This is a genomic window from Idiomarina sp. D18, assembly GCF_057748155.1.
Genome location: NZ_CM173240.1, coordinates 559,798 through 585,570 on the forward strand (window position 1 = coordinate 559,798; position 25,773 = coordinate 585,570).

Annotated in this window: 24 protein-coding genes, 2 tRNA genes and 1 other annotated feature; of the genes, 15 read left to right on the forward strand and 11 right to left on the reverse strand. The window is 48.6% G+C overall.

The genetic code is table 11. The annotated features are described in order from the left end of the window. Nucleotide 1: 1 nt before the first annotated feature. Genes AC3AP5_RS02705 through AC3AP5_RS02715 form a run of 3 tightly spaced genes read left to right on the forward strand, consistent with a single transcriptional unit; the run spans nt 2 to nt 4,083 of the window. Entirely contained in the window at nt 2-682 is a 681-nt protein-coding gene (locus AC3AP5_RS02705) for an ABC transporter ATP-binding protein (RefSeq protein WP_287831517.1), read from the forward strand. Continuing rightward, entirely contained in the window at nt 672-3,179 is a 2,508-nt protein-coding gene (locus tag AC3AP5_RS02710) for an ABC transporter permease (protein WP_487326963.1), read from the forward strand. Before AC3AP5_RS02705 ends, AC3AP5_RS02710 begins: the two co-directional genes overlap by 11 nt. A gap of 13 nt (nt 3,180-3,192) precedes the next feature. Further along, complete coding sequence (locus AC3AP5_RS02715; protein WP_272977868.1) at nt 3,193-4,083, forward strand: TIGR01777 family oxidoreductase; 891 nt, start codon at nt 3,193-3,195, stop codon at nt 4,081-4,083. Here the strand turns inward: AC3AP5_RS02715 and AC3AP5_RS02720 are convergent. The 10 genes from AC3AP5_RS02720 to AC3AP5_RS02765 all read right to left on the reverse strand — a co-directional run bounded on the left by AC3AP5_RS02720 (nt 4,040) and on the right by AC3AP5_RS02765 (nt 14,244). Continuing rightward, on the reverse strand, nt 4,040-4,912 hold the full coding sequence (locus tag AC3AP5_RS02720; protein WP_272977867.1) for an alpha/beta hydrolase family protein: 873 nt from the start codon (nt 4,910-4,912) through the stop codon (nt 4,040-4,042). The genes AC3AP5_RS02715 and AC3AP5_RS02720 overlap by 44 nt on opposite strands. A gap of 6 nt (nt 4,913-4,918) precedes the next feature. After that, nucleotides 4,919-5,218 (reverse strand): YciI family protein, encoded by a 300-nt coding sequence (locus AC3AP5_RS02725; protein WP_006956556.1) that lies wholly within the window; start codon nt 5,216-5,218, stop codon nt 4,919-4,921. A gap of 3 nt (nt 5,219-5,221) precedes the next feature. After that, a complete protein-coding gene (locus AC3AP5_RS02730) occupies nt 5,222-5,764 on the reverse strand; it encodes an inner membrane-spanning protein YciB (protein ID WP_006956557.1) in 543 nt (180 codons plus the stop codon). Between the two features lie 11 nt (nt 5,765-5,775). Further along, nucleotides 5,776-6,579 carry a tryptophan synthase subunit alpha gene (trpA, locus tag AC3AP5_RS02735; protein WP_272977866.1) on the reverse strand — a complete coding sequence of 268 codons (804 nt, stop codon included), beginning with the start codon at nt 6,577-6,579 and terminating at the stop codon, nt 5,776-5,778. A gap of 11 nt (nt 6,580-6,590) precedes the next feature. Further along, entirely contained in the window at nt 6,591-7,787 is a 1,197-nt protein-coding gene (trpB, locus tag AC3AP5_RS02740) for a tryptophan synthase subunit beta (protein ID WP_272977865.1), read from the reverse strand. After that, nucleotides 7,784-9,220 (reverse strand): bifunctional indole-3-glycerol-phosphate synthase TrpC/phosphoribosylanthranilate isomerase TrpF, encoded by a 1,437-nt coding sequence (gene trpCF, locus AC3AP5_RS02745; RefSeq protein WP_272977864.1) that lies wholly within the window; start codon nt 9,218-9,220, stop codon nt 7,784-7,786. Before trpCF ends, trpB begins: the two co-directional genes overlap by 4 nt. Then, nucleotides 9,210-10,226, reverse strand: a complete 1,017-nt coding sequence (gene trpD / locus AC3AP5_RS02750) for an anthranilate phosphoribosyltransferase (RefSeq protein WP_006956561.1) — start codon at nt 10,224-10,226, stop codon at nt 9,210-9,212. Before trpD ends, trpCF begins: the two co-directional genes overlap by 11 nt. Next, a complete protein-coding gene (locus AC3AP5_RS02755; RefSeq protein WP_487326964.1) occupies nt 10,219-10,848 on the reverse strand; it encodes an anthranilate synthase component II in 630 nt (209 codons plus the stop codon). Before AC3AP5_RS02755 ends, trpD begins: the two co-directional genes overlap by 8 nt. Next, nucleotides 10,845-12,443, reverse strand: a complete 1,599-nt coding sequence (locus tag AC3AP5_RS02760) for an anthranilate synthase component 1 (RefSeq protein WP_290486192.1) — start codon at nt 12,441-12,443, stop codon at nt 10,845-10,847. The genes AC3AP5_RS02755 and AC3AP5_RS02760 overlap by 4 nt, the downstream gene beginning before the upstream one ends. A gap of 33 nt (nt 12,444-12,476) precedes the next feature. Then, nucleotides 12,477-12,579 (reverse strand) — a sequence feature (Trp leader region). A 111-nt stretch (nt 12,580-12,690) separates the two neighbouring features. Then, nucleotides 12,691-14,244, reverse strand: coding sequence for a S10 family peptidase (locus AC3AP5_RS02765; protein WP_006956565.1), 1,554 nt, complete (start codon nt 14,242-14,244; stop codon nt 12,691-12,693). Between the two features lie 173 nt (nt 14,245-14,417). Between AC3AP5_RS02765 and AC3AP5_RS02770 the strand changes: the two genes are divergently transcribed. The 7 genes from AC3AP5_RS02770 to AC3AP5_RS02800 are packed head-to-tail and all read left to right on the forward strand — an operon-like array spanning nt 14,418 to nt 21,159. Further along, nucleotides 14,418-16,448 (forward strand): NADPH-dependent 2,4-dienoyl-CoA reductase, encoded by a 2,031-nt coding sequence (locus tag AC3AP5_RS02770; protein WP_006956566.1) that lies wholly within the window; start codon nt 14,418-14,420, stop codon nt 16,446-16,448. Between the two features lies 1 nt (nt 16,449). Next, nucleotides 16,450-17,265, forward strand: a complete 816-nt coding sequence (locus tag AC3AP5_RS02775; protein ID WP_286681993.1) for a PHP domain-containing protein — start codon at nt 16,450-16,452, stop codon at nt 17,263-17,265. A 26-nt stretch (nt 17,266-17,291) separates the two neighbouring features. Then, nucleotides 17,292-17,915, forward strand: a complete 624-nt coding sequence (locus tag AC3AP5_RS02780) for an L-threonylcarbamoyladenylate synthase (RefSeq protein ID WP_006956574.1) — start codon at nt 17,292-17,294, stop codon at nt 17,913-17,915. Between the two features lie 18 nt (nt 17,916-17,933). Next, the gene (locus AC3AP5_RS02785) at nt 17,934-18,758 is read left to right on the forward strand and encodes a segregation and condensation protein A (protein WP_006956575.1); all 825 of its coding nucleotides are present in this window, start codon (nt 17,934-17,936) and stop codon (nt 18,756-18,758) included. Beyond that, nucleotides 18,727-19,293, forward strand: coding sequence for an SMC-Scp complex subunit ScpB (scpB, locus tag AC3AP5_RS02790; protein WP_006956576.1), 567 nt, complete (start codon nt 18,727-18,729; stop codon nt 19,291-19,293). Before AC3AP5_RS02785 ends, scpB begins: the two co-directional genes overlap by 32 nt. Next, nucleotides 19,286-20,161 (forward strand): 23S rRNA pseudouridine(2605) synthase RluB, encoded by an 876-nt coding sequence (rluB, locus tag AC3AP5_RS02795; protein WP_006956577.1) that lies wholly within the window; start codon nt 19,286-19,288, stop codon nt 20,159-20,161. Before scpB ends, rluB begins: the two co-directional genes overlap by 8 nt. An 8-nt stretch (nt 20,162-20,169) precedes the next feature. Further along, the gene (locus AC3AP5_RS02800) at nt 20,170-21,159 is read left to right on the forward strand and encodes an agmatine deiminase family protein (RefSeq protein WP_040488135.1); all 990 of its coding nucleotides are present in this window, start codon (nt 20,170-20,172) and stop codon (nt 21,157-21,159) included. On the opposite strand, the gene AC3AP5_RS02805 is transcribed toward AC3AP5_RS02800, so the two are convergent. Then, nucleotides 21,152-21,856, reverse strand: a complete 705-nt coding sequence (locus tag AC3AP5_RS02805) for an SIMPL domain-containing protein (protein ID WP_006956582.1) — start codon at nt 21,854-21,856, stop codon at nt 21,152-21,154. The two genes, AC3AP5_RS02800 and AC3AP5_RS02805, sit on opposite strands and share 8 nt — an antisense overlap. Before the next feature lie 46 nt (nt 21,857-21,902). Here AC3AP5_RS02805 and AC3AP5_RS02810 point away from each other — a divergent pair, with 46 nt between their 5' ends. From AC3AP5_RS02810 to AC3AP5_RS02830, 5 genes are all read left to right on the forward strand, one after another. Beyond that, complete coding sequence (locus AC3AP5_RS02810; protein WP_487326965.1) at nt 21,903-22,370, forward strand: regulatory protein RecX; 468 nt, start codon at nt 21,903-21,905, stop codon at nt 22,368-22,370. A 73-nt stretch (nt 22,371-22,443) separates the two neighbouring features. Further along, nucleotides 22,444-25,047: an alanine--tRNA ligase gene (gene alaS / locus AC3AP5_RS02815; RefSeq protein ID WP_348671374.1), complete on the forward strand. Its 2,604-nt coding sequence runs from the start codon at nt 22,444-22,446 to the stop codon at nt 25,045-25,047. A gap of 132 nt (nt 25,048-25,179) precedes the next feature. Next, nucleotides 25,180-25,371 (forward strand): carbon storage regulator CsrA, encoded by a 192-nt coding sequence (gene csrA / locus AC3AP5_RS02820; RefSeq protein WP_006956592.1) that lies wholly within the window; start codon nt 25,180-25,182, stop codon nt 25,369-25,371. Nucleotides 25,372-25,549: 178 nt separating this feature from the next. Further along, nucleotides 25,550-25,642: transfer RNA gene (locus AC3AP5_RS02825), tRNA-Ser, on the forward strand. A gap of 29 nt (nt 25,643-25,671) precedes the next feature. Next, nucleotides 25,672-25,748, forward strand: a tRNA-Arg gene (locus AC3AP5_RS02830). The last annotated feature ends 25 nt before the right edge of the window (nt 25,749-25,773 follow it).

A 25,773-nucleotide genomic window follows, 5' to 3' on the forward strand; every position in this document is an offset into this window, starting at 1 on the left:
TATGCTCATTCAAACTCAACAACTCGAAAAGATAGTCGAAACCTCTGAGGGACCATTACAGATTTTGCAACCAATTGACCTCGCAATCAATGCTGGCGAGACTGTTGCGATTGTTGGAGCGTCCGGCTCAGGTAAATCAACACTACTATCACTACTCGCTGGGTTAGACATTGCCACCCACGGCGATGTTCTTATAGAAAACGAAAAGTTAAGCGATTTGGATGAGGAACAACGTGCGAAGCTGCGCGCCGATAAAGTAGGCTTTATTTTTCAGTCGTTTTTGCTAGTGCCTAGCTTAAGCGCGTTAGAAAACGTGATGTTACCGGCAGAGCTTGCTGGCCACAAAGGCGCTGAAAAGGAAGCTCGTGAGCTGTTAGAAAAGGTCGGGCTCGCTGACCGCTGGCACCATTACCCTAATCAACTCTCGGGCGGCGAGCAGCAGCGCGTCGCTATTGCGCGCGCGTTTGTTGGTCAGCCAAAGATTTTATTTGCTGATGAACCCACCGGTAACCTCGACAGTAAAACCGGTGACAAAGTCGAACAGTTGCTATTTGACTTGAACAAGGATTACGGCACCACTTTAGTAATGGTGACTCACGACACCACGTTAGCGAAACGCTGTCAGCGTATCCTAAACATGGAGGCTGGGCAGCTAGCGGAGGCGTCGCAAGATGTGGCATAAAATATCGTTTCGCTTACTCAAGCAGGAGCTCAAGCGCGGTGAGCTCACGATCATGGCGCTCGCTATCATTTTATCGGTGACCGCGGTTTTATCACTGTCGTTATTTAGTGAGCGCCTACAATCCGGATTACTGGAACGCAGTAGTGAATTTCTCGCAGCTGATCGAGTATTAAGTTCACGCAGAGATATCCCTCAAGAGTGGCTTGATAGAGCGGATGAGGAGGGGATTCAGAGCGCGTGGCGAGTGATATTTAACTCAATGGCGTTTGCTAACGATAAGCTTGAGCTCGTCGATATCAAGGCGGTATCTGACGGTTATCCGCTACGAGGTGAGCTTAAAGTAGCCGATAAGCCCTTTGTTGAAGGGCAAGTCACCAATAAACTCCCCCCGGCTGGAGAAGCTTGGGTGGCATCGAGTCTATTCCAAGCGTTATCGCTTGAAATGGGCGACTTTATTGAAGTGGGGAATAGCCGCTTTAAAGTGACTAAGGTGGTGACTTACGAACCGGATGTCGGCTTCTCAGTGTTCACCGACAGTCCCAATGTCATCATTCGTTATTCACAGTTAGCTGAGACGGGGTTGATTCAACCGGGAAGCCGCGTACGTTACAACGTCTTATTCGCCGGAACACCAACGCAACTGGATAACTACGAGAATTGGCTTCTCCCACAATTGAATGATGACACTCATAGCTGGCGCAGTATCGAAGACGGTGACAGCCCCTTGGCGCGCGCCCTAAATCGCGCTGAACGCTTTATGATGCTGGCGAGTCTGTTAGGTGTAGTACTTGCAGCAACGGCTGTTGCCGTAGCCGCCCAACGCTACTGCCAGCGTAATTATGACGTGGTGGCCATATTTAAAACCTTAGGAGCGGGCAAACAGCAGATCCGTAAGATCTTTGTGCTTCACTTGCTATTGCTTACGGGAATCAGCGTCGGTATTGGCATCTTGTTAGGGTGGCTCATTCAATCCTACGTGATTAACTGGGTCGCTGAACAGTTAGGCGCTTCACTACCATCAGCCAGTTGGCGACCTTATGCGCTCGCTATTGCAACGGGCCTCATTAGTGCGGTGATGTTTACGCTTTACCCGCTATTTAGATTGATTTCTATTCCACCGTTACGTGTACTACACCGTCAAATGGTGGGTGTACAGGCGGTTCGCTGGCTGCAATGGATATTAAGCGGCGGCACGATTTATGGGTTATTGGTGCTGTACTCACAGCAATGGTGGTTATCGACAGCCTTGTTCGTGGGTGGGGCTTTTGCTGCGGGTATCCTGTTGTTGATTGGTCGTCTACTGATCGGAGCGGGTCGAAAAGCAGGCATGCAAGCAGGGAGCGCTTGGCGTTTGGCAATGGCCGGCTTACAACGACGCGCGTCAGCAAACAGCGTACAGATGTTGAGTTTTTCAACCGCCATTATGTTGTTGCTGTTGGTTATCGTCATGCGCAATGATTTACTTGCGGACTGGCAGCGCCAACTGCCAGCGGATGCACCGAATTATTTTGCGCTGAATATCGCTGAAGAGAAAGTTGACGATTTGCGCGCTATGTTCGCTCGAGAGGACATCGAAGCAACCGATCAATATCCGCTGATCCCCGGTCGGGTAACCCACCATAACGGTACTGAACTGATTGATGAAGTGACCAAAGAAAACCGCGAGGAAGTCGAACAGGGTGATCGTGAGGAAGGTTTTGGTCGTGAGCTCTCATTGACATGGCGCGATACGGTACCGCCCAACAATGAAATTGTGAGCGGCGAGTGGTGGGGCGATAATGCCGAGCCACAGGTGTCCGTTGAAAAACAAGCGGCAGAACGATTAGAAATCAAAGTAGGCGACACGCTGACCTTTAATATCGGCGGCGAAGTATTTACTGTGCCGGTAACGAGTCTGCGAGAAGCGGATTGGGGCTCGCTTCAGCCCAACTTTTACATGATTTTTAATACCAGCACACTCGCTGATTTTCCTGCAACCTATATAACCAGCTTTCACTTAGACAGTGAGCGTAAAGATGAGCTATACCAATTATTTAGACCGTTTCCCGAGGCTTCCTTAATCGATTTGGACGCGATTATTGACCAAATCCGTGAAGTCATCTCGCAGGTCAGTATTGCGATTCTTTTCGTCTTAGTTCTGGTGATGATTGCAGGCGCCTTGGTATTGATAGCGCAAGTACAGGCGAGCATGGAGGAGCGCCAAAAAGAACTGGTTATTCTACGCACCTTGGGTGCTTCAGGTAAGTTGCTAAGTCGGAGCATCAGCTATGAATTTCTTATGTTAGGGGCCATAAGTGGTCTAATAGCGACCATTGCGATGGATTTATCGCTGCTCATTTTACAGACCCAAGTGTTTAACATGGATGCCACCTGGCATTGGCGTTTGTGGTTGGTGGGTCCTATTTCAGGCGCGGTTGTCGTTGCTTTGTTAGGTCGACTCGCGTGTTCGCGTTTGATTCGCCGCAACACGGCACAATTGATACGTAAATTGATTTAATGGGAGGCGAAGTATGAATATTCTTATAACTGGTGGCTCTGGGCTTATCGGCTCTCGCTTTATTCGCTACTTCAGCCAACAACATTCATTTACGGTGACGACGCGCTCGGTAGAGCGCGTCAAGCAGCAATTTCGAGGTTGTAATGTCGATGTTGTGGGTGAACTGCCAACTGCTGAGGCGCTCACCTCGTTTGATGCGGTGATTAACCTGCAAGGCGCTGGAATTGCCGATAAGCGCTGGTCGGCCGAGCGTAAACAGCAATTGCAAAATAGTCGCTGGCAAGTCACTGAAGATCTAGTGCAGCGAATACGCGCGTGCCCAGCGCCACCTATCTTGCTCAGTGGTTCTGCAATTGGTGTCTATGGTCCGCGAAACAGCGAGCCGGTGGACGAATCCGCTACGGCAAACCGACACGACTTTGCCGTCGAACTTTGCGAGCAATGGGAGTCCATTGCGCTACAAGTCAAGGAGCACACGCGCGTCGTATGTTTACGCACTGGCGTCGTACTCGACAGCAGCCAAGGTGCATTGCCACGCATGTCGTTGCCCTATAAATTCGGTTTAGGTGGTCCGATGGGCTCAGGGGAACAAATGATGTCGTGGATTCACATTGAGGATATGATCCGTGCGATAGAATTTATTCTGCAGGACGACAGCATCTCGGGGCCGGTTAATTTGACGGCACCTAATCCAACGCCGAATAAACAGTTTAGCCAAACCTTAGCGAAAACGTTGCACCGGCCCCATGTATTATTCGTTCCAGCGTTTGCGTTGAACCTAATGTTGGGAGAAATGGCTTCGATGTTGTTAGAGGGGCAAGCGGTCGTGCCGAAAAAGCTTGAGCAAGCGGGATTTAACTTTAACTTTCCTCAGTTACAAGACGCGTTGTCTGATCTGCTTTAATGGCAGGTAACAACGCTTTTTGCCAAAGCGTCTGCTGGTGGGTCGGCTTAAAGATATTAAAGTGTCCGATGCGGCGACCCGCCTGTTGCGGAGTCAAACGCGTCACCTTTTGTTGTGTATTAGGATAACGTTGTAACAGTGCACGAACGTTATCTTCTACCAACAACTCATCATCACTAATAGCGAAGGCATGATACGATTGGGTTAAACGTTGATAGCCTTTGAGTTGCTCAGTCGATAAATGGTCGAATAAATAATTGCGGCTGCGACACCAACGGCTCCATTGACGCATTGCCTGCGCTGGCATGTCACCCACCATGTTGAGCCGCTTACCTGGAAAATAACCCGCAATCGGTGTCGCAAGTGGTATCGCCAAATACCACAACAGCCAAGATGTGCGTCTGACTTGAGAGCTGGCTTGTCGCCAGTACCCGGTTCCGGAAGCCACCGTGACTATCCTATCGATACGCTCGGGGTGAGGAATTAATCCCAAAAGTTGACCGCCTAAACTATGACCCAGCCAAATTAACTCGGCGCTGGGAAGCTGCTCCCGTGCCCAAGTGAGCACGTTATCAAGGTCTAAGGTCGCCCAGTCGATAATATCGGTCTCAATTTTACTGAGCGGCTTATCTATAGAGTCGCCAATGCCGTAATAATCGAAACACGTCACGGCAATACCCTGTTCTGCCAACCACTGCGCAAATCGATGATAAAACCGTTGTTTTACGCCAAGGGCTGGCGCAATCACAACATGTTGTTGCGCCCCTGCGGCAGGGAAATAATTAATTGCTAATGCGCGGTTAGCATATTTGAGCCGTGTGGATTGCATACAGAGTTAGGGTAGCACCGGGTTGAACGGTTTAACCTGCGCTGAACGGTAGACGCCTGCATCCCAGTAAGGATCGGCGTGCGCCCACTGCTCTGCTTGTTCAAGGGTGTCGAATTCAGCGATTACGACTGAGCCGGTGAAGCCCATGATACCTGGATCCTTCTCTGCAATCGCAGGGCAAGGGCCGGCGACAAGTAAACGTCCTTGCTCTTTTAACGCCTCTAAGCGTTTAATATGCGCTGGACGCGCTTGCTTACGCTTGGCGAGTGAATCGTCATGATCTTCTGCAAAAATCACAAACCACATGGCTTATTTATCTCCTTCCATGTCCTCAGCGTGTCGGTAGATATACATTCCTGTAGCAACGACAAGCACCAACGAAATGCCAATAATGCCAAAGACTTTAAAATTAACCCAAGCATCTTGTGACATATACTGAGCAACATAAACATTCACAGCGGCGATAGCCAAACAAGTAATAACCCAAGCATATGTGAGTCGGTTCCAAGCGCTATCTGGCATTTTTATGTCTGCATCAAATAGGCTTTTTAGTGGACTGGTTTTTTTTATCCAAAGTGTGCCAGCTAACAATGCGGCAATCAGCACATAAATAATGGATACTTTGATTTTAACAAACCAATCATCGTGTAGAAAAACGGTGATGCCGCCAAAAACCAGCACGGCACCTAACACGATCCAATGACGCGTAGTAATAGGTTGCTTAAGCAGCTTAAGACCGACTAACTGTACAATCGTTAATCCCATTAAAGCCCAGGTTGCCGCGAAAATATCGACCATCTGATAAACAACAAAAAAGACAACTAATGGTAAATACTCTAATACCAGCGCCATGGATACTCCTACTACGATGTGGCTGACTTCATCGACTCAACAAATTGCCCAAGTTGGTCGAGCATTTGTGCTGTATTGTCGATGTTTTTTTCGATAATAGCAACGACTGCGGAACCACTGATAGCGCCCTGAGCGCCCGCCTTAATCGTGGCTGTTACATGTTCAGGTTGAGAGATACCAAAACCCAGCATAATCGGAGCTGAGCCGGCTGAACGCAGTTGTGAAATGAGTTTCTCGGCCGGCACCTGCATTTGTGTCTCTGTTCCCGTAACCCCAGAGCGACTAAGCAAGTAAACATAGCCTTGGCTTTGTTTGGCGATCGCCTCGATCAACGAATCTGAAGCATCCGGCGGACAAATAAACACGGGCGCTATTTGACGATCGATAGCCGGTTGTGAAAAGCGAATTGCCTCTTTGGTTGGTAAATCGGCGACGAGCACCGAGTCGACACCGACAGCGGCCATTTTTTCATAAAAGGTATCGATACCTTTGGCAAAAATCAGGTTTGCGTAAACCAGCAAGCCAATCGGTATATCAGGTGCGTATTCGCGGACCTGTTTTAGAATCGATAAACAGTCTTCAAATCGTGTACCTCCCTCGAGGGCGCGAACATTAGCGCGCTGAATGACGGGACCGTCGGCGACCGGGTCAGAAAATGGAAGACCCAGCTCCAATGCATCGGCGCCCGCATCGATCAATCGCTTAATCACCTCAACGCTGACCTCAGGAGTCGGGTCGCCCAGCGTCACAAAAGGCACAAAAGCACCTTGATGTTGCTTGTCTAGGTTTGCAAATAGTTGTTCATAACGACTCATGTGTGGACACCCTATGATTGTTCTTGAGCATTGAAAATACGACGGACGTGATCGATATCTTTGTCACCACGACCCGATAAATTGATCAATAGAATTTCTGGAGCATCAGGCTCAGCCGCGCGTTTTAGCGCATAGGCAAGCGCATGTGCAGATTCTAACGCAGGTATAATGCCCTCATGGCGGGAAAGCAGTTGAAATGCCGCCAATGCCTCATCATCTGTAACCGACTCATAACGTGCACGACCAATGGCCTTTAAGTGCGCGTGTTGTGGTCCTACGCCCGGGTAATCCAAACCCGCTGAGACCGAGTAGGATTCTTCCACTTGCCCTTCGTCGGTTTGCATCAAGTAGGTCAAGCAGCCGTGCAAGATACCAGGACTTCCCGCAGTGAGTGTAGCGCCGTGGTGTTGCGTATCGACGCCTTTACCTGCGGGTTCAACGCCCACGAGAGCTACATTAGGTTCGTCGATAAAATCAGTGAACATGCCAATGGCATTCGAACCACCGCCTACACAAGCAATGACTTCATCGGGTAAACGACCTGCTTGCTCAATAATTTGCTGCTTTGCTTCTTCTCCGATCATTTTGTGGAACTCACGCACAATTGTTGGGAAGGGGTGAGCTCCGGCTGCTGTACCGAGCAAGTAATGAGTGGTTGGGTAGCTAGCCGTCCAGTCACGTAATGCTTCGTTCACCGCGTCTTTTAATGTACCGCTACCGGTATCAACAGGCACTACTTTAGCGCCCATCAACTCCATACGAAACACATTGGGCTGCTGACGTTCGACGTCTTTTTTACCCATGTAGATGATGCACTCGAGGTCGAGCAATGCACACGCCAGTGCGGTCGCTGTACCGTGCTGTCCCGCACCGGTCTCAGCGATAATTCGTGTTTTTCCCATACGCTTGGCAAGCAAGGCTTGCCCGAGTACTTGGTTAGTTTTATGTGCACCACCATGTAGCAAATCTTCGCGTTTGAGATATATTTTTGTACCGTTAGGGCTTTCAAGTGGCAAGTTACGACATAGTGATAGAGGTGTTGGTCGGCCTAAATAATTTTTCAGCAGCCCACGAAACTCCTGCTGAAACGCCTCATCTTGTTGCGCATCGATAAATGCTTTTTCTAGCTGCTCGAGCGCAGGTAGAAGGATTTCAGGTACGAACTGACCACCAAAATCACCAAAATAAGCTGAAAGTGACTGGCTCATGCTGCGGCCTCCTGTGACTGATTTGAGTTTGCATTGGCACCGTAGTGGCGAATGCGTTTAAAAAGAGAAGAAATTAACCGTGCGTCTTTGATGCCTGCTTGCCACTCTAATTTAGAGCTTGCATCGACACCACTGAAGCCTTGTTCAATTGCGTCGCAAACATTATCGGGACTAATGCCACCAGCGAGGAGACAACGTCCTCGTTCATCGGTATCTAATTCGTTCAGTAACTGCCAATCAAAGGTTTTGCCGGTACCCCCTTGACCATGATCGAGTACAAAGCGGTCAACTGAGTGACGCAATGGATGTTCATTGAGTCTGAATGGTGCGTCAACGGTGACCGCTTTCCAAATCTGTACGTGTGCGATACCGGCTTGCTTAAAGCGGTTCTTGAGTTCAACGGTAAAGTCGATATCTTCATGTCCGTGCAATTGAACTGCGTGTAAACCCAGTTCGAAAGCTGTATTAACAACAAAGGATAGCGGCTGGTCGGCAAATACGCCGACATACTGAAGACCCTGAACTTGACGGATAATCGCCTCGGCCTGGCTTGGTTCAATGCATCGAGGTGAACGCTCGGCAAAGATGAGTCCGCCAAATACCGCACCGGCTGCATGAGCGTTTAAGGCGTCCTCCGCTCGAGTTAGTCCACAGACTTTGTTTTCACCATACAATAACTTACGGCAAGCCAGGTCGACATCGTTTTCAGCACTTAATGCACTTCCGACTAAAAAGCCATTTACGACATCACTGCAGCGGCGAATATCTTTGTGTTGGCTAAAGCCCGACTCAGCAACAAGTAAGGCACCCTCGGGAGCATAAGGTGCGAGCTCATGACTGCGATTCGGGTTGATGCTGAGGTCGGTCAAATCACGGTGATTAATACCAATAATGCGCGCACCTAACTGCGCGGCGCGACGCATCTCAGTCTCATTGGCGACTTCCGTCAGTACATCTAAACCTAAATTGTCCGCGATTGCGTGTAGATGTTGATACTGCACATCATCGAGTACCGATAACATGAGTAGGATCGCATCAGCGCCAAAGTAGCGTGCTCGATAAACTTGCTGTTCATCAATAAAGAAATCCTTGCATAATATCGGTAGGTTAACCTGTTGACTGACAGCCGCAAGGTATTCATAGCTGCCTTGAAAATACTCAGGTTCAGTTAATACCGAAATCGCGGCAGCATAGGGTTGGTAGGTTTTTGCCAACTCCACTGGATTAAAATGGGGGCGAATAAGTCCCTTGGAAGGGGACGCTTTTTTGCACTCTAAAATAAAGCCCGCTTGAGGCTGGTTCAACGCATCGTACAAACTACGCTCACTGCGCGATAGCGCGTGTTTGTCACTCGGCATCGGGTAGTGTTGCTCCTGCTGCTCGTTCTGCACTCGTTTGCGGGCAATAATTTCAGTCAGAATATTACTCGACATAGATGCCTCCTTGTACCGCTTGAATCGCCTCTAAGTGTGTCATGGCTGCGCCGCTCGCAAGATGCTCAAGCACTGCCTGGGCCGCTTGTTTGTAGTCTGAAAACTTATCCGCCATCACTAGCAATGGTGCTGTGTTTATTGCAATGGCATGGTTTTGAGCGCGGGAACCTTGCCCTGCTAAGATACGTTTTAATACCGTGGCATTAAAATCGGCATCGCCGCCTTTTAGCTCGCTCAGTGGTGCTTCATTCAAGCCAAAGTCACTGACCGACAGTGTGTATTGTTCAAGTTGGTTATCACGTAACTCAACAACTTCCGTCGTGCCGTGTAAAGCAAACTCGTCAACGCCAGAGCCATGTACGACCATAGCTCGCTCAGTGCCAAGACGCTGTAAGGTTTCGGCCATCGGTTGTAGCCAAATTGGACTATACACGCCTAATAACTGAATGTTGGGCCGTGCTGGATTCACTAGCGGACCGATAAGGTTAAAAAGGGTACGCGTTTTCAGAGTTTGGCGCACGGGCATCGCATGTTTGATACCGGGATGATAATGCGGCGCAAATAGAAAGCAAAAGCCGTGATCAGCTAACTGCTTTGAAGCCTCGCGCGGATCGAGATCAACGCGCAGACCCAAAGACTCTAATACATCGGCTGATCCTGAGCGCGATGATACGCTGCGATTACCGTGCTTTGCCATGGGTAAACCCATCGAAGAGGCAACTAAAGCCGATGTGGTCGATAGATTAATACTGTTGGAGCCATCACCACCGGTACCGCAACTGTCCGCAAGTATACCGTTGGTGCTGGTCAGAGGCTTGCTCACATCGAGCACAGCGCGCGCTGCACCGGCCAATTCCGCTGGCGTTTCACCGCGTAATTTCATGGCGACCAATGCGGCACTGATTTGTGCATCATTGAGCTCACCTTTTACCAGGTGACGAAATAGCTTTTGACTCTCGTCCTGGGACAGAGGTCGACCTTCAAGCAGGGTGGTGATCTCATTCATGACTGTGTCCTTGACTAAACTGTGTAAAAAGGTAGTGAACCGCATCCTGCAACATAAGTTTGCCGGTCGGTGTTAATAAAGATTCAGGGTGAAATTGAAAACCCACAGCATTCAACTCGGTAAACTCCGCCGCCATCGGAATCATTCCGTTGACGCTTTGACATTCGCCGATTACGTTAATGGTCGCTGGTAAGTCGTAAATACTGAGCGAATGATAACGACCGATGACGCAATGATTTTGTTGCGGTTGGCTCGCGAACAGTGGGTGAGAGCGAAACAACATTTGTGCGGTTTTGCCATGCACGACCTCGCCACAGCGGTCGACTCGGGCACCGCTTTTTTCAGCCAGAGCTTGAAAACCTAAACAGATACCGAGCATGGGATACTGTTTTTGGCATGCATCGATCATGTCCATTAAATGCCCCGCCTGCGACGGGCTACCAGGACCGGGCGATAGACAGACGACTTGCGGACCTGAGTAACTATCGAGTTCGCTTATCAAGCGTTCGGCACTGACCGTGTTGCGATAAACTTTTAGTTCATAACCAAGTTGGCTGAGCTCATCAACTAAGTTGTAAGAGAACGAGTCAAGGTTATCAATGAGCGTAATACGACCTTTCATGAGCGCTCTCCTTGTGCGTTCGCTGTCTGCACTGCGGCGATTACGGCGCGTGCTTTATTTTCCGTTTCATCAACTTCCGCCTGCGGATCAGAGTCGTGAACCACGCCTGCACCGGCTTGAACCACCGCACGACCGCCACTCACGAAGGCGGAGCGTATAACGATGCAAGTATCCATATCACCATTACCAGCTAGGTAACCCACAGCACCGCCGTAGCTACCACGCCCTTGCTGTTCGACCTGTCGGATGAGCCGTGCCGCACTGACTTTGGGAGCACCAATCAATGTGCCCATATTCATACAGGCGCGGTAAGCGTGAAGCGCATCGCAGTCTTCACGTAATTGACCGACAACACGAGAGACCAAGTGCATTACGTGGGAGTAACGATCAACTTTGAGCAGGTCGGCGACATTGCGTGTTCCCGGTTGGCATATTCGCGCAAGATCGTTTCGTGCTAAGTCGACCAGCATCAAATGCTCTGATAATTCTTTTTGATCCATGCGTAACTCGAGTTCTAAGCGACTATCGAGATCGTGATCAAGGTTGCCGTCCGGCTGCTTGCCGCGAGGACGGGTGCCTGCAATCGGATAGAGTTCGACCTGATTGCTCGTCGCGGTGTACTTTAAAGCGGACTCAGGTGAGGCGCCGAATAGCGTGAAATCTGGATGACTTAAATAAAACATGTAGGGTGATGGGTTGGTCTGTTTTAGTACTGCGTAGCTGGCAAGTGCATCGTGGCACGGTAAACTAAAGCGACGCGAGGGCACCACCTGAAAAATATCGCCATCCAGAATATGTTCTTTCAACTCCGACACATGTTGCTTAAATACCGCTTGTGACGGCGTTGCTGTAATACTCTGGTAGTCTGCGGCTAGCGGTGTGTACTGGGTTTGCTGACGTGGCGGTAATTGACACCGTGCTGCGAGCTCTCCGATGCGCTGACTCATTTGCGCATATGCGTCGGATGACACTTCGGGCGTAAACAAGCTAGCTATTAATTGACTCGACTGGCGTTGATGGTCGACCGCTAGCAGTGTTTCAGACACATAGAACACATAATCAGGCGCACGATTTTCGCCGGTTTCAACTTGTGGTAATTGCTCATAACTCGCGAGTAAGTCGTAGCCAAATGAGCCTGCAAGGAATACCGCAAAATCGTGGCTTGAAGCTGCGTTGCGACGCTCTAGCGTGTGTTGGATAAGCCGCAATGGCTCGAAGTTAGAGACCTCTTTAAGGCGACTCATCTCGTCGAGATCACGGTTAGAAACAGGGAATTTGAATTCGCTCGTTGACTCCGAGGTCGCCAGCAAATAATCAGTGAGCTGTTGGTCTAACAGCGCTTTAAGTGGCTTACCGTTATTCGTTAGTGCTTGTACGGTAACGCGCTGGCCGCTGCATTTGAGTTCGAGGGCGGCATCGATGAGTAACAGGCTTTTTAGCGCTTGTTTAGTGCCGATATCGGCTGAATCGAGTAGCACGTGACGACCATGAGGTTGGCAAACCTGTTGGTACACGCTCTGAGTATCGGCTTGATAGGGTAACTCGACCTGAATCGATGTAACCGCTGCTGGCGCTTGTTGAGTGTTTGAATTCATTTAACTACTTCCTTTTGAGACCGCCCAACAAGCATAAAAAAACCCGCTCGTTGAGCGGGTTTTCGAAACTGTACTTATTTACGTATGCGCACAGAACCACCACCCGCTAATTCGGGAAGTGCCACCACCAAGCTTGTAGTGAAAATTGTGCGAGTTGCATCGTAATAATGTCCAATTCGTTTTAGTTTGCTATTCAGTGGTTGACAAATTACCGCGCAAAGAGCGCGGTGTCAACACCCAAAATGAATTACTTGTATTGTGCTGGCTGACCTTCTTTTGGAAGCGCGTTCATAATGAACTCACGAAGATCATCATTTGCTTTTTGTAGGTCAGGTCGGCGCAAATACATCATGTGACCACTACGATACCCTTTAAAGCTAATGCGATCTTGCATCAGTTTACTACGGTCTAACTGCCAAGTTGTATACTTCGCATCAAAGTAATTGGTCGCGCCGTCAAAATAGCCCGACTGTACCATCACATTCAGGTAAGGGTTCGCTGCCATCGCTTCACGTAGTTGTTCGCCGGTGTTGTTATTGGTGCGATCCCACGGATGCACAGGACCGAACATATTGTATTTCACATCGGTCTTGTAACCTAACTCTTCGCGTAGATAGTAGTTAATTGCGGGAGTGAACGAGTGTAACCATGAAGTCAGCTCAGCATTGTAGTCAGGACTATCACCTGAACGGCTGCCATCGATACCTAAATAGCGAGAGTCCAGACGACCAATTGTGCGATCGCGGTCTCGTAAGAGTTCTTTCCAGAAATACCAAGTGCTTGGCGCTAAGTTATTACTCAACACGGCTTCTTCTGAAAGGCCAGAGTAGTGTGCCACCTGAGAGGCAATTTGCTCGCGTTGTTGTTGGGTCAGTGAAGCACCTTTTGCTAGCGCGGGTAGATATTCGTTGAGTGTGTATGACTCCGCTTCGTCGAGTACATCTAGCAGATCCTTTTTTTGTAGGTCGCTTGGTAATGCGTCGTGGTACCACGCGGCGGCAGCAAAGTAGGGTAGACGATTCGCCTCTTCAACCGGACCGCTACGCTCAATACCCAATTCAGTCGGAGAGACTAGGACAACACCATTGAGGTACATCCATTGTTGATTTTGTAAAGCGTGAGCCAGACCCGATACACGTGTCGTGCCGTAACTTTCACCAATTAAGAACTTGGGTGAACGCCAGCGGTCATAACGTGAGGTGAAGGTATTCATCCACTCGGCTAAATATTGGATGTCGGAGTTAACTCCGAAAAACATTTTTTGTTGAGCGTCACGTGAGGGCATTTCGCCGTCTTCGTTGGGTAGAACACGCGAGTAACCCGTGTTGACTGGGTTGATAAATACGATGTCAGCGACGTCTAAAATTGAATACGGGTTATCTTCGACACCATATGGTTGTACAGGGTAACCTTCATCACTGATCTTGAGGACTTTAGGACCCGTGTAGGCCAAGTGCATCCACACGGAAGCAGAGCCTGGACCGCCATTGAATGAATAGACGATGGGGCGTTTTTCACGGTTATCGATGTCTTCTCGTTTATAATAGGTATAGAACAACGTGGCGGTTGGTTTACCTTCGTCGTTCCATACCGGTAAGGTGCCGGCCGTTGCCGTATAATCAACAGTTTCGCCACGAATTTCGACACTGTGCTCAGTGGTTTTACTTGATTCAATCGGAATTAAACGCTGGTGCGCTGTCACGTCTTGAGTCTGTGCTTGAGCATCTAATGTCATGACTGAGGCGGTTGTTAATAAAGTCGCAGTTAATGTGCCTACGATAGTTTTTGTTGCTAAAGTCATAACGCTCTCCTTGGAATTTTCCATATCAGACTAGCAGGTTTTTACCCGTAGGGGTCAAAACAAATGCGACCATCGTGCGAACAAACACGACTACTGATAGGCTTGAGCAAATACTTATAAAGGTATAGAGTGAGCTAAAATTAAACGCCCGTTTAAAATAGAGAATAATGAAGATGGTAGCTAACACACAACAGTATCCGACGCTTTTCACGCCGCTTGATCTTGGCTTTACTCAATTAAAAAACCGCGTACTCATGGGTTCAATGCATACGGGACTCGAAGAAGAGAAAAACGGCTTCGAAAAGCTGGCGGCTTTTTACGAGGCTCGTGCTAAGGGCGGTGTCGGCTTGATTGTCACCGGTGGTATTAGTCCAAACTTTAGAGGTCGACTGGCGCCTTTGGGGAGTGAACTGTCAAAGCCGTGGCACGTCGCTAAACATCGCAAAGTTACGCATGCTGTTCATAAGCATGACAGTAAAATTTGCCTGCAGATCTTGCATGCGGGACGTTATAGCTATCACCCGTTCTCTCTTGCTCCGAGTGCAATTAAAGCGCCTATCACGCCTTTTAGCCCCAAAGCGATGAGTGAGCGACAAATCACCAATACCATTAGTCACTACGGGCGTTGTGCCAAGCTGGCTCAGAAAGCAGGGTATGATGGTGTTGAAATTATGGGCTCGGAAGGTTATTTAATTAATCAATTTCTCTGCCCACGCACAAATAAGCGCACGGATGAGTGGGGGGGCGATTTTAACGGACGTAGTCGCTTAGCACTTGCAATCGTTAATCGCGTGCGAGAGCAAGTGGGTAAGGACTTTATTATTATTTTTAGATTGTCCATGCTGGACTTGGTTGAAGACGGTCATACGCTCGACGAGGTGATTGAATTAGGACAAGCGCTTGAGAAAGCCGGAGTGACCATCATCAACACCGGTATTGGCTGGCACGAAGCGCGTGTGCCAACGATTGTGACGTCGGTACCACGGGGCGCGTTTGCATGGATCACTGAGCGTGTGAAGCAGTCACTGTCAGTACCCGTTGTGGCTGTTAACCGTATCAATACGCCTGAAATTGCTGAACATATATTGTCCAGTGGGCAAGCGGATATGGTATCGATGGCACGCCCGCTATTGGCCGATCCCGAACTCGTGATCAAGGCGCAACGTCAACAACCTGAAAAAATAAACACCTGTATTGCGTGCAATCAGGCGTGTCTTGATCATGTGTTCTCGAATAAGCGTGCGTCATGTCTGGTTAATCCACTCGCATGCTACGAAACTGAGTTATTAATGCAGCCAACGCAACAGTCAAAACGGCTCGCGGTGGTTGGAGCAGGTCCTGCGGGGTTAGCGTTTGCTTGCTTCGCCGCTGAGCGTGGGCATGATGTAACACTGTTTGATAAAGCGAGCGACATCGGTGGGCAGTTTAATTACGCGAAGCAAATTCCTGGCAAAGAGGAGTTTTTCGAAACCTTACGTTATTTCGATGAGCGCTTAAAAGACGCGGGGGTGAAACGCGTCTTGGGTGCGGAACAATCGGCTGAAAGTCTCACCGAGGGTGGTTTTGACGAAGTCATCTTGGCCACCGGAGTACTACCTCGCCAAGTTGATATTGAAGGTATCGATCAGCCCCATGTATTGAGTTATTTGGATGTCTTGCGTGATCATAAAGCGGTCGGCCAACGTGTAGCGCTGATTGGTGCAGGCGGTATTGGTTTTGATGTGGCAGAGTATCTGACGACTGAAGAGCAACTGACACTTGATGAATCGGCTTGGAGCGAGCGTTGGGGAATCGATAAATCGTATGAAGCGCGTGGCGGTTTAAAAGAGCAACACCCCGAAGCCAGTCCTCGCGAAGTCTGGTTGCTACAGCGCAAAGAGAGCAAAGTGGGTAAAGGCTTGGGTAAAACGTCGGGCTGGGTACACCGTACTGAACTGAAAAGTAAAAAAGTGCACATGTGGAATGGCGTGACGTACAAGAAAGTGACAGCCGAGGGTTTATTGATTGAGCGCGATGGTAAAGAGCAACTGATTGAAGTGGATAACATTATTATTTGTGCAGGACAGGTTCCGTTACGCGCGTTACAATCTTCGCTAGAGCAAAAGGGCAAACCCGTGCATCTGATTGGCGGCGCTGACGTAGCCGCTGAACTCGATGCGAAACGTGCGATTCGTCAAGGGGCGGAACTCGCAGCAAGGATTTAATTTGATAATCGATTTACATTGCCATAGTACGCATTCTGACGGTAGCCTGACTGTGCCCGAGTTGATTGATCGGGCACACAATAACAGTGTTTCGGTGTTAGCGCTGACTGACCACGACAATATTGACGGCGTGGATGAAGCTCAGCAGTATATTGAGCAAGCGCATTATGATATGACGTTGGTGGCGGGGGTTGAGTTATCCTGTTGGTGGGAAAATTTTGAAATTCACATTGTTGGCTTGAATGTCGACACACGCAGTGAAAGCTTACAGCGGCTGCTGCAAACGCAGCAAAATCGCCGTCGGGAGCGCATCGATTCGATAATCCAAAAGCTTGCCGCCCGTGATATCAATGTTGAGATTGATAGCGACGGTATTCCTACCCGAAAGCATATTGCCGATCAGCTCGTTCAGCACGGTTATGTTGATCAAGTTCAAAAAGCCTTTGATCGATTTATCGGCAAAGGTAATTTTGCTTACGTAAGGCCGCAGTGGTGTTCAATTGGGCATGCGATTAAAGCGATACATGACGCCGGAGGTAGCGCAGTGTTAGCGCACCCACATGCCTATCAACTGTCTAACAAATGGCTGAGAAAGCTCATCGGTGAAGCGAAAACTTGGGGGCTTGATGGTATTGAAGTCAGCATCGGTCAGCAAACTTTTGGTCAGCGCTCAGCTTTAGCTGAATTTGCTAAGGATTTCCAATTAAAGGCTTCGCAAGGCTCTGATTTTCATTATCCTTCGCAGTGGCGTGATTTAGGCAAAAATCTTTGTCTGCCGGATGCTTGTGTGCCAGTATGGAATGACTGGTTCAGTTAAAGACCACACTCGGGTATGGAGGGGCTATGAGCCAATATTTTGAAGTACATCCGATGAATCCACAGAAGCGCCTTATCCAGCAAGCCGTCGATATCATTCGTCAAGGTGGTATCGTGGTTTATCCAACGGATTCGGGCTATGCAATTGGCTGTCAAATTGGCGATAAAAAGGCGGTCGACCGTATTTGCCAAATCCGAGACATTGACAAGGAACACAATTTTACCTTGATGTGTCGTGATCTCTCTGAGTTGTCGACCTACGCTCGAGTCGATAACGATGCATTCAGATTGTTGAAAAATAACACGCCTGGACCTTATACCTTTATTCTTAAAGGCACTAAAGAAGTACCTAAGCGGCTATTGAATCCAAAACGTAAAACAATCGGTATCCGCGTGCCTACTAATCGTATTGCACTGGCTTTGTTGGAAGAGCTCAATGAACCTTTAATGTCGACGAGCTTGATTCTCGGTAATAATGAATTGGCGGAATCCGATCCTGAGACAATTCGCGAACAACTCGAGAAGCGTGTCGATCTGATTGTCGATGGCGGCCATAAAGGCGAAGAACCAACGACTGTGGTTGACTTATCTGAGGGCGCCCCCGTGGTCATTCGTGGCGGTTCAGGTGATACTCAGCCGTTTGAATTTTAATGGAGTCATAGCAAGGACGTGGCAGAACAGCAATCCTTACCGCTTGGCTTCGTACGTGGAGAGCCGGTCATTGAAAAGCCGGAAGACCTCTATATTCCACCGGATGCGCTCGAAGTTATCCTTGATGCCTTTTCCGGACCAATGGACTTGCTGTTGTATTTAATTCGTCGACAAAAGTTTGATGTCGTTGATATTCCCGTGTTAACCATCACTCGGCAGTATGTTCACTACGTCGAGATGATGAAAGAGTTGAAATTAGAGTTGGCGGCTGACTATCTTGTAATGGCCGCGATGCTGGCTGAAATAAAAAGTCGACTATTGCTACCTAAACCCCCGCAAGAGGATGATGAAGAAGACGATCCCCGGGCTGAGTTAGTGCGCCGCTTACGTGAGTACGAAGCGATTCGGCACGGTGCCGAGTATATTGATGAACAGCCGCAAATCGGCCGTGATATGTGGTTGTCCGAAGTGAGCAGCAATGCGCGTGATCATGTTACTACAGCGCCACCTGAAGTGAGCCTCGAAGATTTAACATTGGCCTTTAGCCGTATTCTTAACCAAATTAAATTAAATGCGCACCATCATATTCAGCGTGAACAGCTATCGACTCGCGAGCGCATGAGCCAGATCTTGCAGCGATTACAAACGCAACCGTATTTGCGCTTTGGACAGTTATTTAATAAAAGCGAGGGTCGTGCTGGCGCGGTGGTAAGTTTTTTAGCAATTTTGGAACTTGTGAAGGAATCAATGATAGAATTATCACAAGTAACACCCATGAGCGAAATTCATCTACGCAGAAAAGCCTCTTTTGATGAACAAGAAGCAATTGAAACAACTGATTGAAGCTGCATTGTTTGCGCACCCTCAGCCGCTGTCTGTACAGCGGCTGTATGAGCTGTTTGAGGCGCAAGGTGTATCATTGAATGGGGTGAAAGGCGCCATTAAAAGTTTGCAAGACGACTACCATGACCGTGGCATTGAGTTAGTTAATGTAGCATCTGGCTTTCGTTTTCAGACACGCCCAGAGTTTGGCGAGTTACTCGCTGGCTTGTGGCAAGAGCGGCCTACACGTTATTCGCAAGCCTTGTTAGAAACCTTGGCTCTCATTGCTTATCGGCAGCCAATTACGCGAGGTGAAATTGAGCAGGTGCGGGGTGTTAGCGTAAGTTCGAATATTATTAAAACATTACAAGAGCGACAGTGGATCGCGGTTGTTGGGCAAAAAGAAGTGCCTGGACGACCGCAGCTTTATGGCACCACTGCGCAATTTTTGGATGATTTTAATTTAACAAACTTGTCAGAATTACCATCGATTGATTTTTCTGATGAGACTACCGCTGAGACAGCGATAACTGAGAGAGACGATCTTCATGACTGAGAAGTTACAAAAAGTATTGGCCCGTTCTGGCTATGGTTCACGACGCGAAATTGAGGCGATGATCGGTGCTGGCCGCATCCGTGTGAATGGCAAGGTAGCGCAGGTGGGTGAGCGAATTGATGCCGATGCGTCAGTCCGTATAGACGGTCATGAGGTCGTGATTAAGTCGGAAAACTCAGTTGTCTGCCGTGTTTTGACCTATCACAAGCCAGAAGGCGAATTGTGCACCCGAAAAGATCCCGAAGGTCGGCCAACAGTTTATGAGCGTCTTCCGCGGATGAGTGGAGCACGGTGGGTTGCTGTCGGTCGTTTGGATGTGAATACTTCTGGCCTGCTTCTTTTTACGACGGATGGCGAGCTTGCTAATCGGTTAATGCACCCGAGTCAAGAAGTCGAGCGGGAATACGCCGTACGTATATTCGGTGAGGTGACCGACGCGATGATTAATCGCCTCAAAAAGGGGGTTCAACTCGAGGATGGACTGGCGCACTTCGATACCATCAAAGCGGTCGGCGGCGGTGAAGGCATGAACCGGTGGTACCACGTGACACTTAAAGAAGGTCGGAATCGTGAAGTGAGACGCTTGTGGGAAAGCCAAGAAGTTCAAGTGAGCCGTTTGATTCGAGTGCGTTATGGCGATATCAAGCTTGAGTCAGGCCTCCCCCAAGGTGGATGGAGTGAGCTTGAACTCGATCAGGTTAATGAATTACGCGCAAAGGTGGGATTGCAGCCAGAAGATAAATCCTTCGTTGATCCGCGTCATCAGGAATCTAAGCAGCGTAAGTTCGCAAAAATCCGCAAAGCGACGTCTAAGCGCAAGGACCGCTTACGCGAAGCACAACGTGTAAACAAGAATAAGCGTAAATAAGCAGGCTGATGATGGTTTATTGGCGCCCAGATTTTGCTCCGGGCCAGCAGATTGTGTTGGCTCAGCCCTACCGTCGTGACGTGTGGCGACAGTCTGCGCGCCCTGCGCGTAAATGTATCGAATCGCTCGCGCAGCTGTTACGGCAGTACCACCCTATTTGTTTACTGACTCCGCAGACGGTCTCATACGATGATATTTGGATGCGCGATATTCTGCCGCTTTGGTATCAAGAAGAGTCAGGCGAATGGCGTGGGCTATTGATGGAATTTGACGGTTGGGGGGATGTGCAACAGACCATAGAGCAAGACAGCCAGTTGCCTGAACAGTTATTTGCTGAACAGCTGTATCCAGTATCCAAATTGATTGGCGAGGGGGGCATGCTGACTCATAATGGCCAAGTGGCTTTGATGGGCTTGGCGGCGCTGAAATCAAGACAACCCGAATTGACTGTGAAACAACTGTCACGTCGTGTCGAGAAAAATTTAGCTGGGCTCGAAGTTTACTTTTTTGATGGCAAGCTGAGCGCTGACGAAACGAGTGGGCACATGGATAATCTCGCTTTGTTCATAGCTGATGACGTGCTGTTATATTGTGCAACTGAAGATCCGACTCATCCAGACTTTTTAACTTGCCAAAAGTTAGCAGAGGTTATTGAACAGCTTCCACCGGAAATCACCAAAGTGCCTCTGCCATTACCGAAGCCACAACAACCGCTAGCTCAGGATCGAGCTGGCATTATTAGCGATAGTCAAAGTCTTGTACGCGATCTGAGCTTACCGATTTGTTGTAGCTATACGAATCTCATTGCGACTGACAAGGTGATTGTTGTTCCACAATTTGATCTCAGTACGGACGAACCTGCGTTGGATGTTATTCAACGCTATGCTGGCAATAGGAAAGTGGTTAGCCACCCAGCGCGTGAACTCGTACTGGGTGGGGGTGGACTACACTGCGTTAGTCACCAAGTGCCAGCAGATATTGCTTTACCTGTTATTTGAGCGAGAAAACGACCTCTAGGCGAGCTTCAATTTGCTGCTCGCCGGGCATCGATGGAGACTTGGCGTCCATTCGTGCCTCAGCCATATGGAAAACGACGGGGCGTGGATAAGATTGCTCTGTAATCTCTAACACTGAACCTAATTCGCGTTGTGCGACGCCCGCTAATTGACCTGCTTTGTCACGTGCCGCAGCAAAGGCATCTGCTAGAGCGCGTTGATACAAGTCTTTTTGATTTGATACCTCAAACCGAACCTGACTCACGCGCGTGACACCTTGAGCGAGCGCTAAATCTACGATCTGATCATATTGCTCGATGTCGGGTAGCGTGATAGATATTTCGCGCATGACCACGAAACCGTCTTGTTTAGTTTGCCCGTCGTCATTTTGATACTGGGGATACACCTGCAGCTGGTAAGAACGAATATTGCGCTCCGGGACATCTCGTTTGACAAGATCGCGCAATAGCTTTTCTGTCGTTTGGTCTACTAAACCTTTCATGGCACTCAATTTATCGCCGCGTTGCTCGATGCTAAACTGAAGACTGACTTGATCTGGCACTGCTGACGCGGATGCTGCACCGGTCACTCGAATTTGATCGGCGGTTTTAGTCTGTGCGGTAGCGCCGAATGATACACTGGCGAGTACTGCTATCGCGGTAGCGATGATAATATTCCGTGAAGGAAAAAATGGTTTCATAGAGCTTATCCTTTGCTATTCAGTTGTACGTTGGAGTAAATACAGTTTGAAAAGTTCACATGATGATGAGCAGGTGCTCAGAGAGAAATGTTTTAAACTATTAACTAAGCGAGAGCATAGTCGTTTTGAATTAATTTACAAACTGAGCCAACGCGGCTTTGAACGCCCGCTTGTGGAGCAGGTTGTTGATCGCATGCAAGAAGAGGGCTGGCAAAGCGATGAACGTTTTGCTCAGAGCTTTGCACGAGAAAAAGTCATGCAGCGACAAGGACGAACCAAAATTGTGGCACAGGCAACGCAACAGCGTGGCGTCGATAAAGCACTTATTGAACAAGCTTTGCAACGATTAGAAGTGGACTGGTTTGAGCTATGTCAGCAGGTTTATCTAAGCAAGTTTGGCTCGACACAACCGAGTGATCGCAAAGACTGGGCCAAACGAGCACGATTTTTGATGCAACGCGGCTTTTCGCAAGAACACATCAAATTTGCAATACAAGCGCATGATGATGACTAGTGATCAAAACCTTCACATGGTAATCTAGGGGATCATAAATTATGACAAATGCGTGCAAAAAACAGGGTGTTTAATGAGCATTACAAGCGCTGAAATTCGAGAAAAATTTATTCAGTTTTTTGAGCAAAGAGGTCACCAACGGGTACCCTCCGCCTCAATGATTCCTGCTAATGACCCCACATTATTATTTACTAATGCGGGTATGGTGCCTTTTAAAGATGTGTTCTTAGGTACTGATAAGCGAAACTACACCCGAGCGACCTCTGCACAACGTTGCTTGCGCGCTGGTGGTAAACATAACGACCTTGAGAATGTCGGGTACACGGCTCGTCATCATACCTTTTTCGAAATGCTTGGAAACTTCAGCTTCGGTGACTACTTTAAGACCGAAGCCATTGAATTTGCGTGGCACTTTTTAACCCAAGAGCTACAACTTCCGGCCGAAAAACTGTGGGTCACCGTATTTGAAGAAGATGATGAAGCTTACGATATTTGGGCTAAGCACATCGGTGTGCCGGAGGATCGCATTTCCCGTATAGGCGTTAAAGATAACTTCTGGTCGATGGGGGATACGGGTCCTTGCGGTCCCTGTTCGGAAGTCTTTTATGATCATGGTCCAGAAGTGTGGGGCGGGCCTCCTGGAACGCCTGAAGAGGACGGTGACCGTTATATTGAAATTTGGAACTTGGTCTTCATGCAGTATAACCGCCAAGCGGACGGTACCATGGAGCCGTTACCCAACCCCTCGATCGATACAGGCATGGGATTAGAGCGTATTGCCGCTATTCTGCAAGGTGTGCATAGCAATTATGAAATCGATACGTTCCAAGCACTCATCAAACGCAGTGCCGACATTATTGGCGTCAGTGACTTAAGCAGTAAATCGCTACGTGTTATTGCTGACCATATTCGCTCTTGCTCGTTTCTAATCGCCGATGGTGTCATGCCATCGAACGAGGGAAGAGGTTATGTGCTCCGCCGTATTATCCGTCGAGCAGTCCGTCACGGCAATTTACTGGGTGCTAAACAAACGTTTTTCTACCAGTTGGTCGACGAACTGGTCAAGCTAATGGGTGAAGCCTACCCCGAGTTGGTTGAAAAACGTCATATTATTGAAGACGCATTGAAGCGTGAAGAGCAGCAGTTTGAGAAAACACTTGAACGCGGCTTAGCGATTCTTAATGACGAGATCAAGCAGCTATCGGACAACACGCTAAATGGTGAAGTGGTGTTCAAGCTCTATGATACGTACGGCTTTCCGATGGACTTAACCGCAGACATCGCGCGCGAGAACGAACTGGTGATTGACGAGGAAGGCTTTAACGCCGCGATGCAAGCGCAGCGTGAGCGTGCCCAGAAGGCGTCACAGTTTGGTGTCGACTATAATGCTCAGGTAAAAGCGACCACGAAGTCAGTTTTTGACGGCTATACTGAAGACAAAGCGCAAACGACTGTAGTTGAGCTATTTCATGAAGGAACAGCGGTTGAATCACTTGAAGCGGGCCAGCAGGGTGTTGTGGTGCTGGCCAACACGCCGTTTTACGCTGAGAGCGGTGGCCAAGTCGGTGATACCGGTGTATTGCTAGCAAATCAAGGTCGCTTTGAGGTCACGGATACGCAATATATTGGTAAAGCGATTGCGCATCATGGTCAGGCGGACTGTACGATAAAACTAGGCGATGCTGTTACGGCAGAAATTGACTCCGAACGACGCGCTAACATTCGTCGTAATCACTCGGCGACTCACCTGTTGCATGCTGCGTTACGAGACATTCTCGGCGACCATGTACAACAGAAGGGCTCGCTTGTTGAGGCTGAGCGCATGCGTTTTGACTTTGCTCATTTTGAGCCACTTACGAAAGCGCAAATTACCGAGCTTGAGCGTGTCGTTAATGAACAGATTCGCAAGAATGTTCGACTAACAACGCAAGTGATGAATATCGATGAAGCGAAGAAAGCAGGTGCGATGGCGTTGTTTGGTGAAAAGTACGATGACGATGTTCGAGTCGTGCGAATGGGTGAATTTTCGATGGAGCTGTGTGGCGGCACACATGTGGTTGCAACAGGCGATATTGGGTTATTCCGAATTACTCATGAAACAGGTATTGCGTCTGGAGTTCGTCGCTTAGAAGTCGTTACAGGCGCCGCTGCGTTCGAATTTATGGCGAACCAGCAAGCGATACTCAATCAATTGACGGCTGACTTTAAAACCGACGAAACGGGTTTGCTCGGTAAAGTCGAGCAACTTCAAAGCAAATATCGTGAACTCGAGCGGAAAGCCGAACAATTACAACAGAAACTCGCTCAGCAAGCTGGCGGTGGCTTAGTCCAGCAAGCCGTTGAAATGAACGGTCATAAAGTCATAGTTGCTCAGCTTGAGGATACAGAAGCGAAAGCATTGCGTGGTATTGTGGATGACTTAAAGAACCAATTAGGGTCTGGCGTCGTACTATTAGCAACTGCGCAAGGCTCAAAAGTAAGTTTGATAGCGGGCGTGACTAAAGATTTAACATCGATTGTGAAAGCCGGTGATTTAGTTAACCAAGCAGCCAATGTCGTTGGCGGTAAAGGTGGTGGGCGTCCCGATATGGCGCAAGCTGGCGGGTCTAACCCGGAACATTTGAGTGAGGCATTAGCTACGGCTACTAGTTGGTTAGAGCAGTCATTCAAAAAATAACTTGAATTTATTATAGTCAGTATAGTGTAATGAAAAGATAACTTGTTACACTCAAAGGTAGATTTAGCTATTTACGTTCAAGGAACCGTTCTTAATCAAGCTGAACGCGGAACAGTATTTAAGGAGTAGGGTATGTTAATTTTGACTCGCCGTGTAGGCGAAACGCTGATGATAGGAGATGATGTCTCGGTCACAGTGTTAGGTGTTAAAGGTAATCAAGTTCGAATCGGCGTCAACGCACCCAAAGACGTCTCTGTGCATCGAGAAGAAATTTATATGCGGATCCAGTCAGAGACGGATGAGGAGAAGCCGGATAAAGAATAACTTTTCTACTAACTGTTCCGCAGACTTAAAGCCAGCTCAATGCTGGCTTTTTTAGTTTTTGGCTGGTTTTGACTAAAAAATCGTCGAGATGGTTAAATATCCCACGCTTGGTTACAAAAAGGGAAAAAAGCAATTGACATTATTGTCAGTCTCGCTAGAATGCACGCCACAACGTTAGGGAGAGGTGGCCGAGTGGCTGAAGGCGCTCCCCTGCTAAGGGAGTATAGGGTTTGTAGCCCTATCGAGGGTTCGAATCCCTCCCTCTCCGCCATATACTTAACGTTGATTGAAATAATGTTTGCGCTCGTAGCTCAACTGGATAGAGTACCTGGCTACGAACCAGGCGGTTGGAGGTTCGAGTCCTCCCGAGCGCGCCATATTTCAATAACCAAACACTGCATT

Excerpts from the sequence above, each read along its gene's own strand:
- AC3AP5_RS02705 (WP_287831517.1), top strand. The coding sequence starts at position 2 with ATGCTCATTCAAACTCAACAACTCGAAAAGATAGTCGAAACCTCTGAG.
- AC3AP5_RS02710 (WP_487326963.1), top strand. The coding sequence starts at position 672 with ATGTGGCATAAAATATCGTTTCGCTTACTCAAGCAGGAGCTCAAGCGC.
- AC3AP5_RS02715 (WP_272977868.1), top strand. The coding sequence starts at position 3,193 with ATGAATATTCTTATAACTGGTGGCTCTGGGCTTATCGGCTCTCGCTTT.
- AC3AP5_RS02720 (WP_272977867.1), bottom strand. The coding sequence starts at position 4,912 with ATGCAATCCACACGGCTCAAATATGCTAACCGCGCATTAGCAATTAAT.
- AC3AP5_RS02725 (WP_006956556.1), bottom strand. The coding sequence starts at position 5,218 with ATGTGGTTTGTGATTTTTGCAGAAGATCATGACGATTCACTCGCCAAG.
- AC3AP5_RS02730 (WP_006956557.1), bottom strand. The coding sequence starts at position 5,764 with ATGGCGCTGGTATTAGAGTATTTACCATTAGTTGTCTTTTTTGTTGTT.
- trpA (WP_272977866.1), bottom strand. The coding sequence starts at position 6,579 with ATGAGTCGTTATGAACAACTATTTGCAAACCTAGACAAGCAACATCAA.
- trpB (WP_272977865.1), bottom strand. The coding sequence starts at position 7,787 with ATGAGCCAGTCACTTTCAGCTTATTTTGGTGATTTTGGTGGTCAGTTC.
- trpCF (WP_272977864.1), bottom strand. The coding sequence starts at position 9,220 with ATGTCGAGTAATATTCTGACTGAAATTATTGCCCGCAAACGAGTGCAG.
- trpD (WP_006956561.1), bottom strand. The coding sequence starts at position 10,226 with ATGAATGAGATCACCACCCTGCTTGAAGGTCGACCTCTGTCCCAGGAC.
- AC3AP5_RS02755 (WP_487326964.1), bottom strand. The coding sequence starts at position 10,848 with ATGAAAGGTCGTATTACGCTCATTGATAACCTTGACTCGTTCTCTTAC.
- AC3AP5_RS02760 (WP_290486192.1), bottom strand. The coding sequence starts at position 12,443 with ATGAATTCAAACACTCAACAAGCGCCAGCAGCGGTTACATCGATTCAG.
- AC3AP5_RS02765 (WP_006956565.1), bottom strand. The coding sequence starts at position 14,244 with ATGACTTTAGCAACAAAAACTATCGTAGGCACATTAACTGCGACTTTA.
- AC3AP5_RS02770 (WP_006956566.1), top strand. The coding sequence starts at position 14,418 with ATGGTAGCTAACACACAACAGTATCCGACGCTTTTCACGCCGCTTGAT.
- AC3AP5_RS02780 (WP_006956574.1), top strand. The coding sequence starts at position 17,292 with ATGAGCCAATATTTTGAAGTACATCCGATGAATCCACAGAAGCGCCTT.
- scpB (WP_006956576.1), top strand. The coding sequence starts at position 18,727 with ATGAACAAGAAGCAATTGAAACAACTGATTGAAGCTGCATTGTTTGCG.
- rluB (WP_006956577.1), top strand. The coding sequence starts at position 19,286 with ATGACTGAGAAGTTACAAAAAGTATTGGCCCGTTCTGGCTATGGTTCA.
- AC3AP5_RS02800 (WP_040488135.1), top strand. The coding sequence starts at position 20,170 with ATGATGGTTTATTGGCGCCCAGATTTTGCTCCGGGCCAGCAGATTGTG.
- AC3AP5_RS02805 (WP_006956582.1), bottom strand. The coding sequence starts at position 21,856 with ATGAAACCATTTTTTCCTTCACGGAATATTATCATCGCTACCGCGATA.
- alaS (WP_348671374.1), top strand. The coding sequence starts at position 22,444 with ATGAGCATTACAAGCGCTGAAATTCGAGAAAAATTTATTCAGTTTTTT.
- csrA (WP_006956592.1), top strand. The coding sequence starts at position 25,180 with ATGTTAATTTTGACTCGCCGTGTAGGCGAAACGCTGATGATAGGAGAT.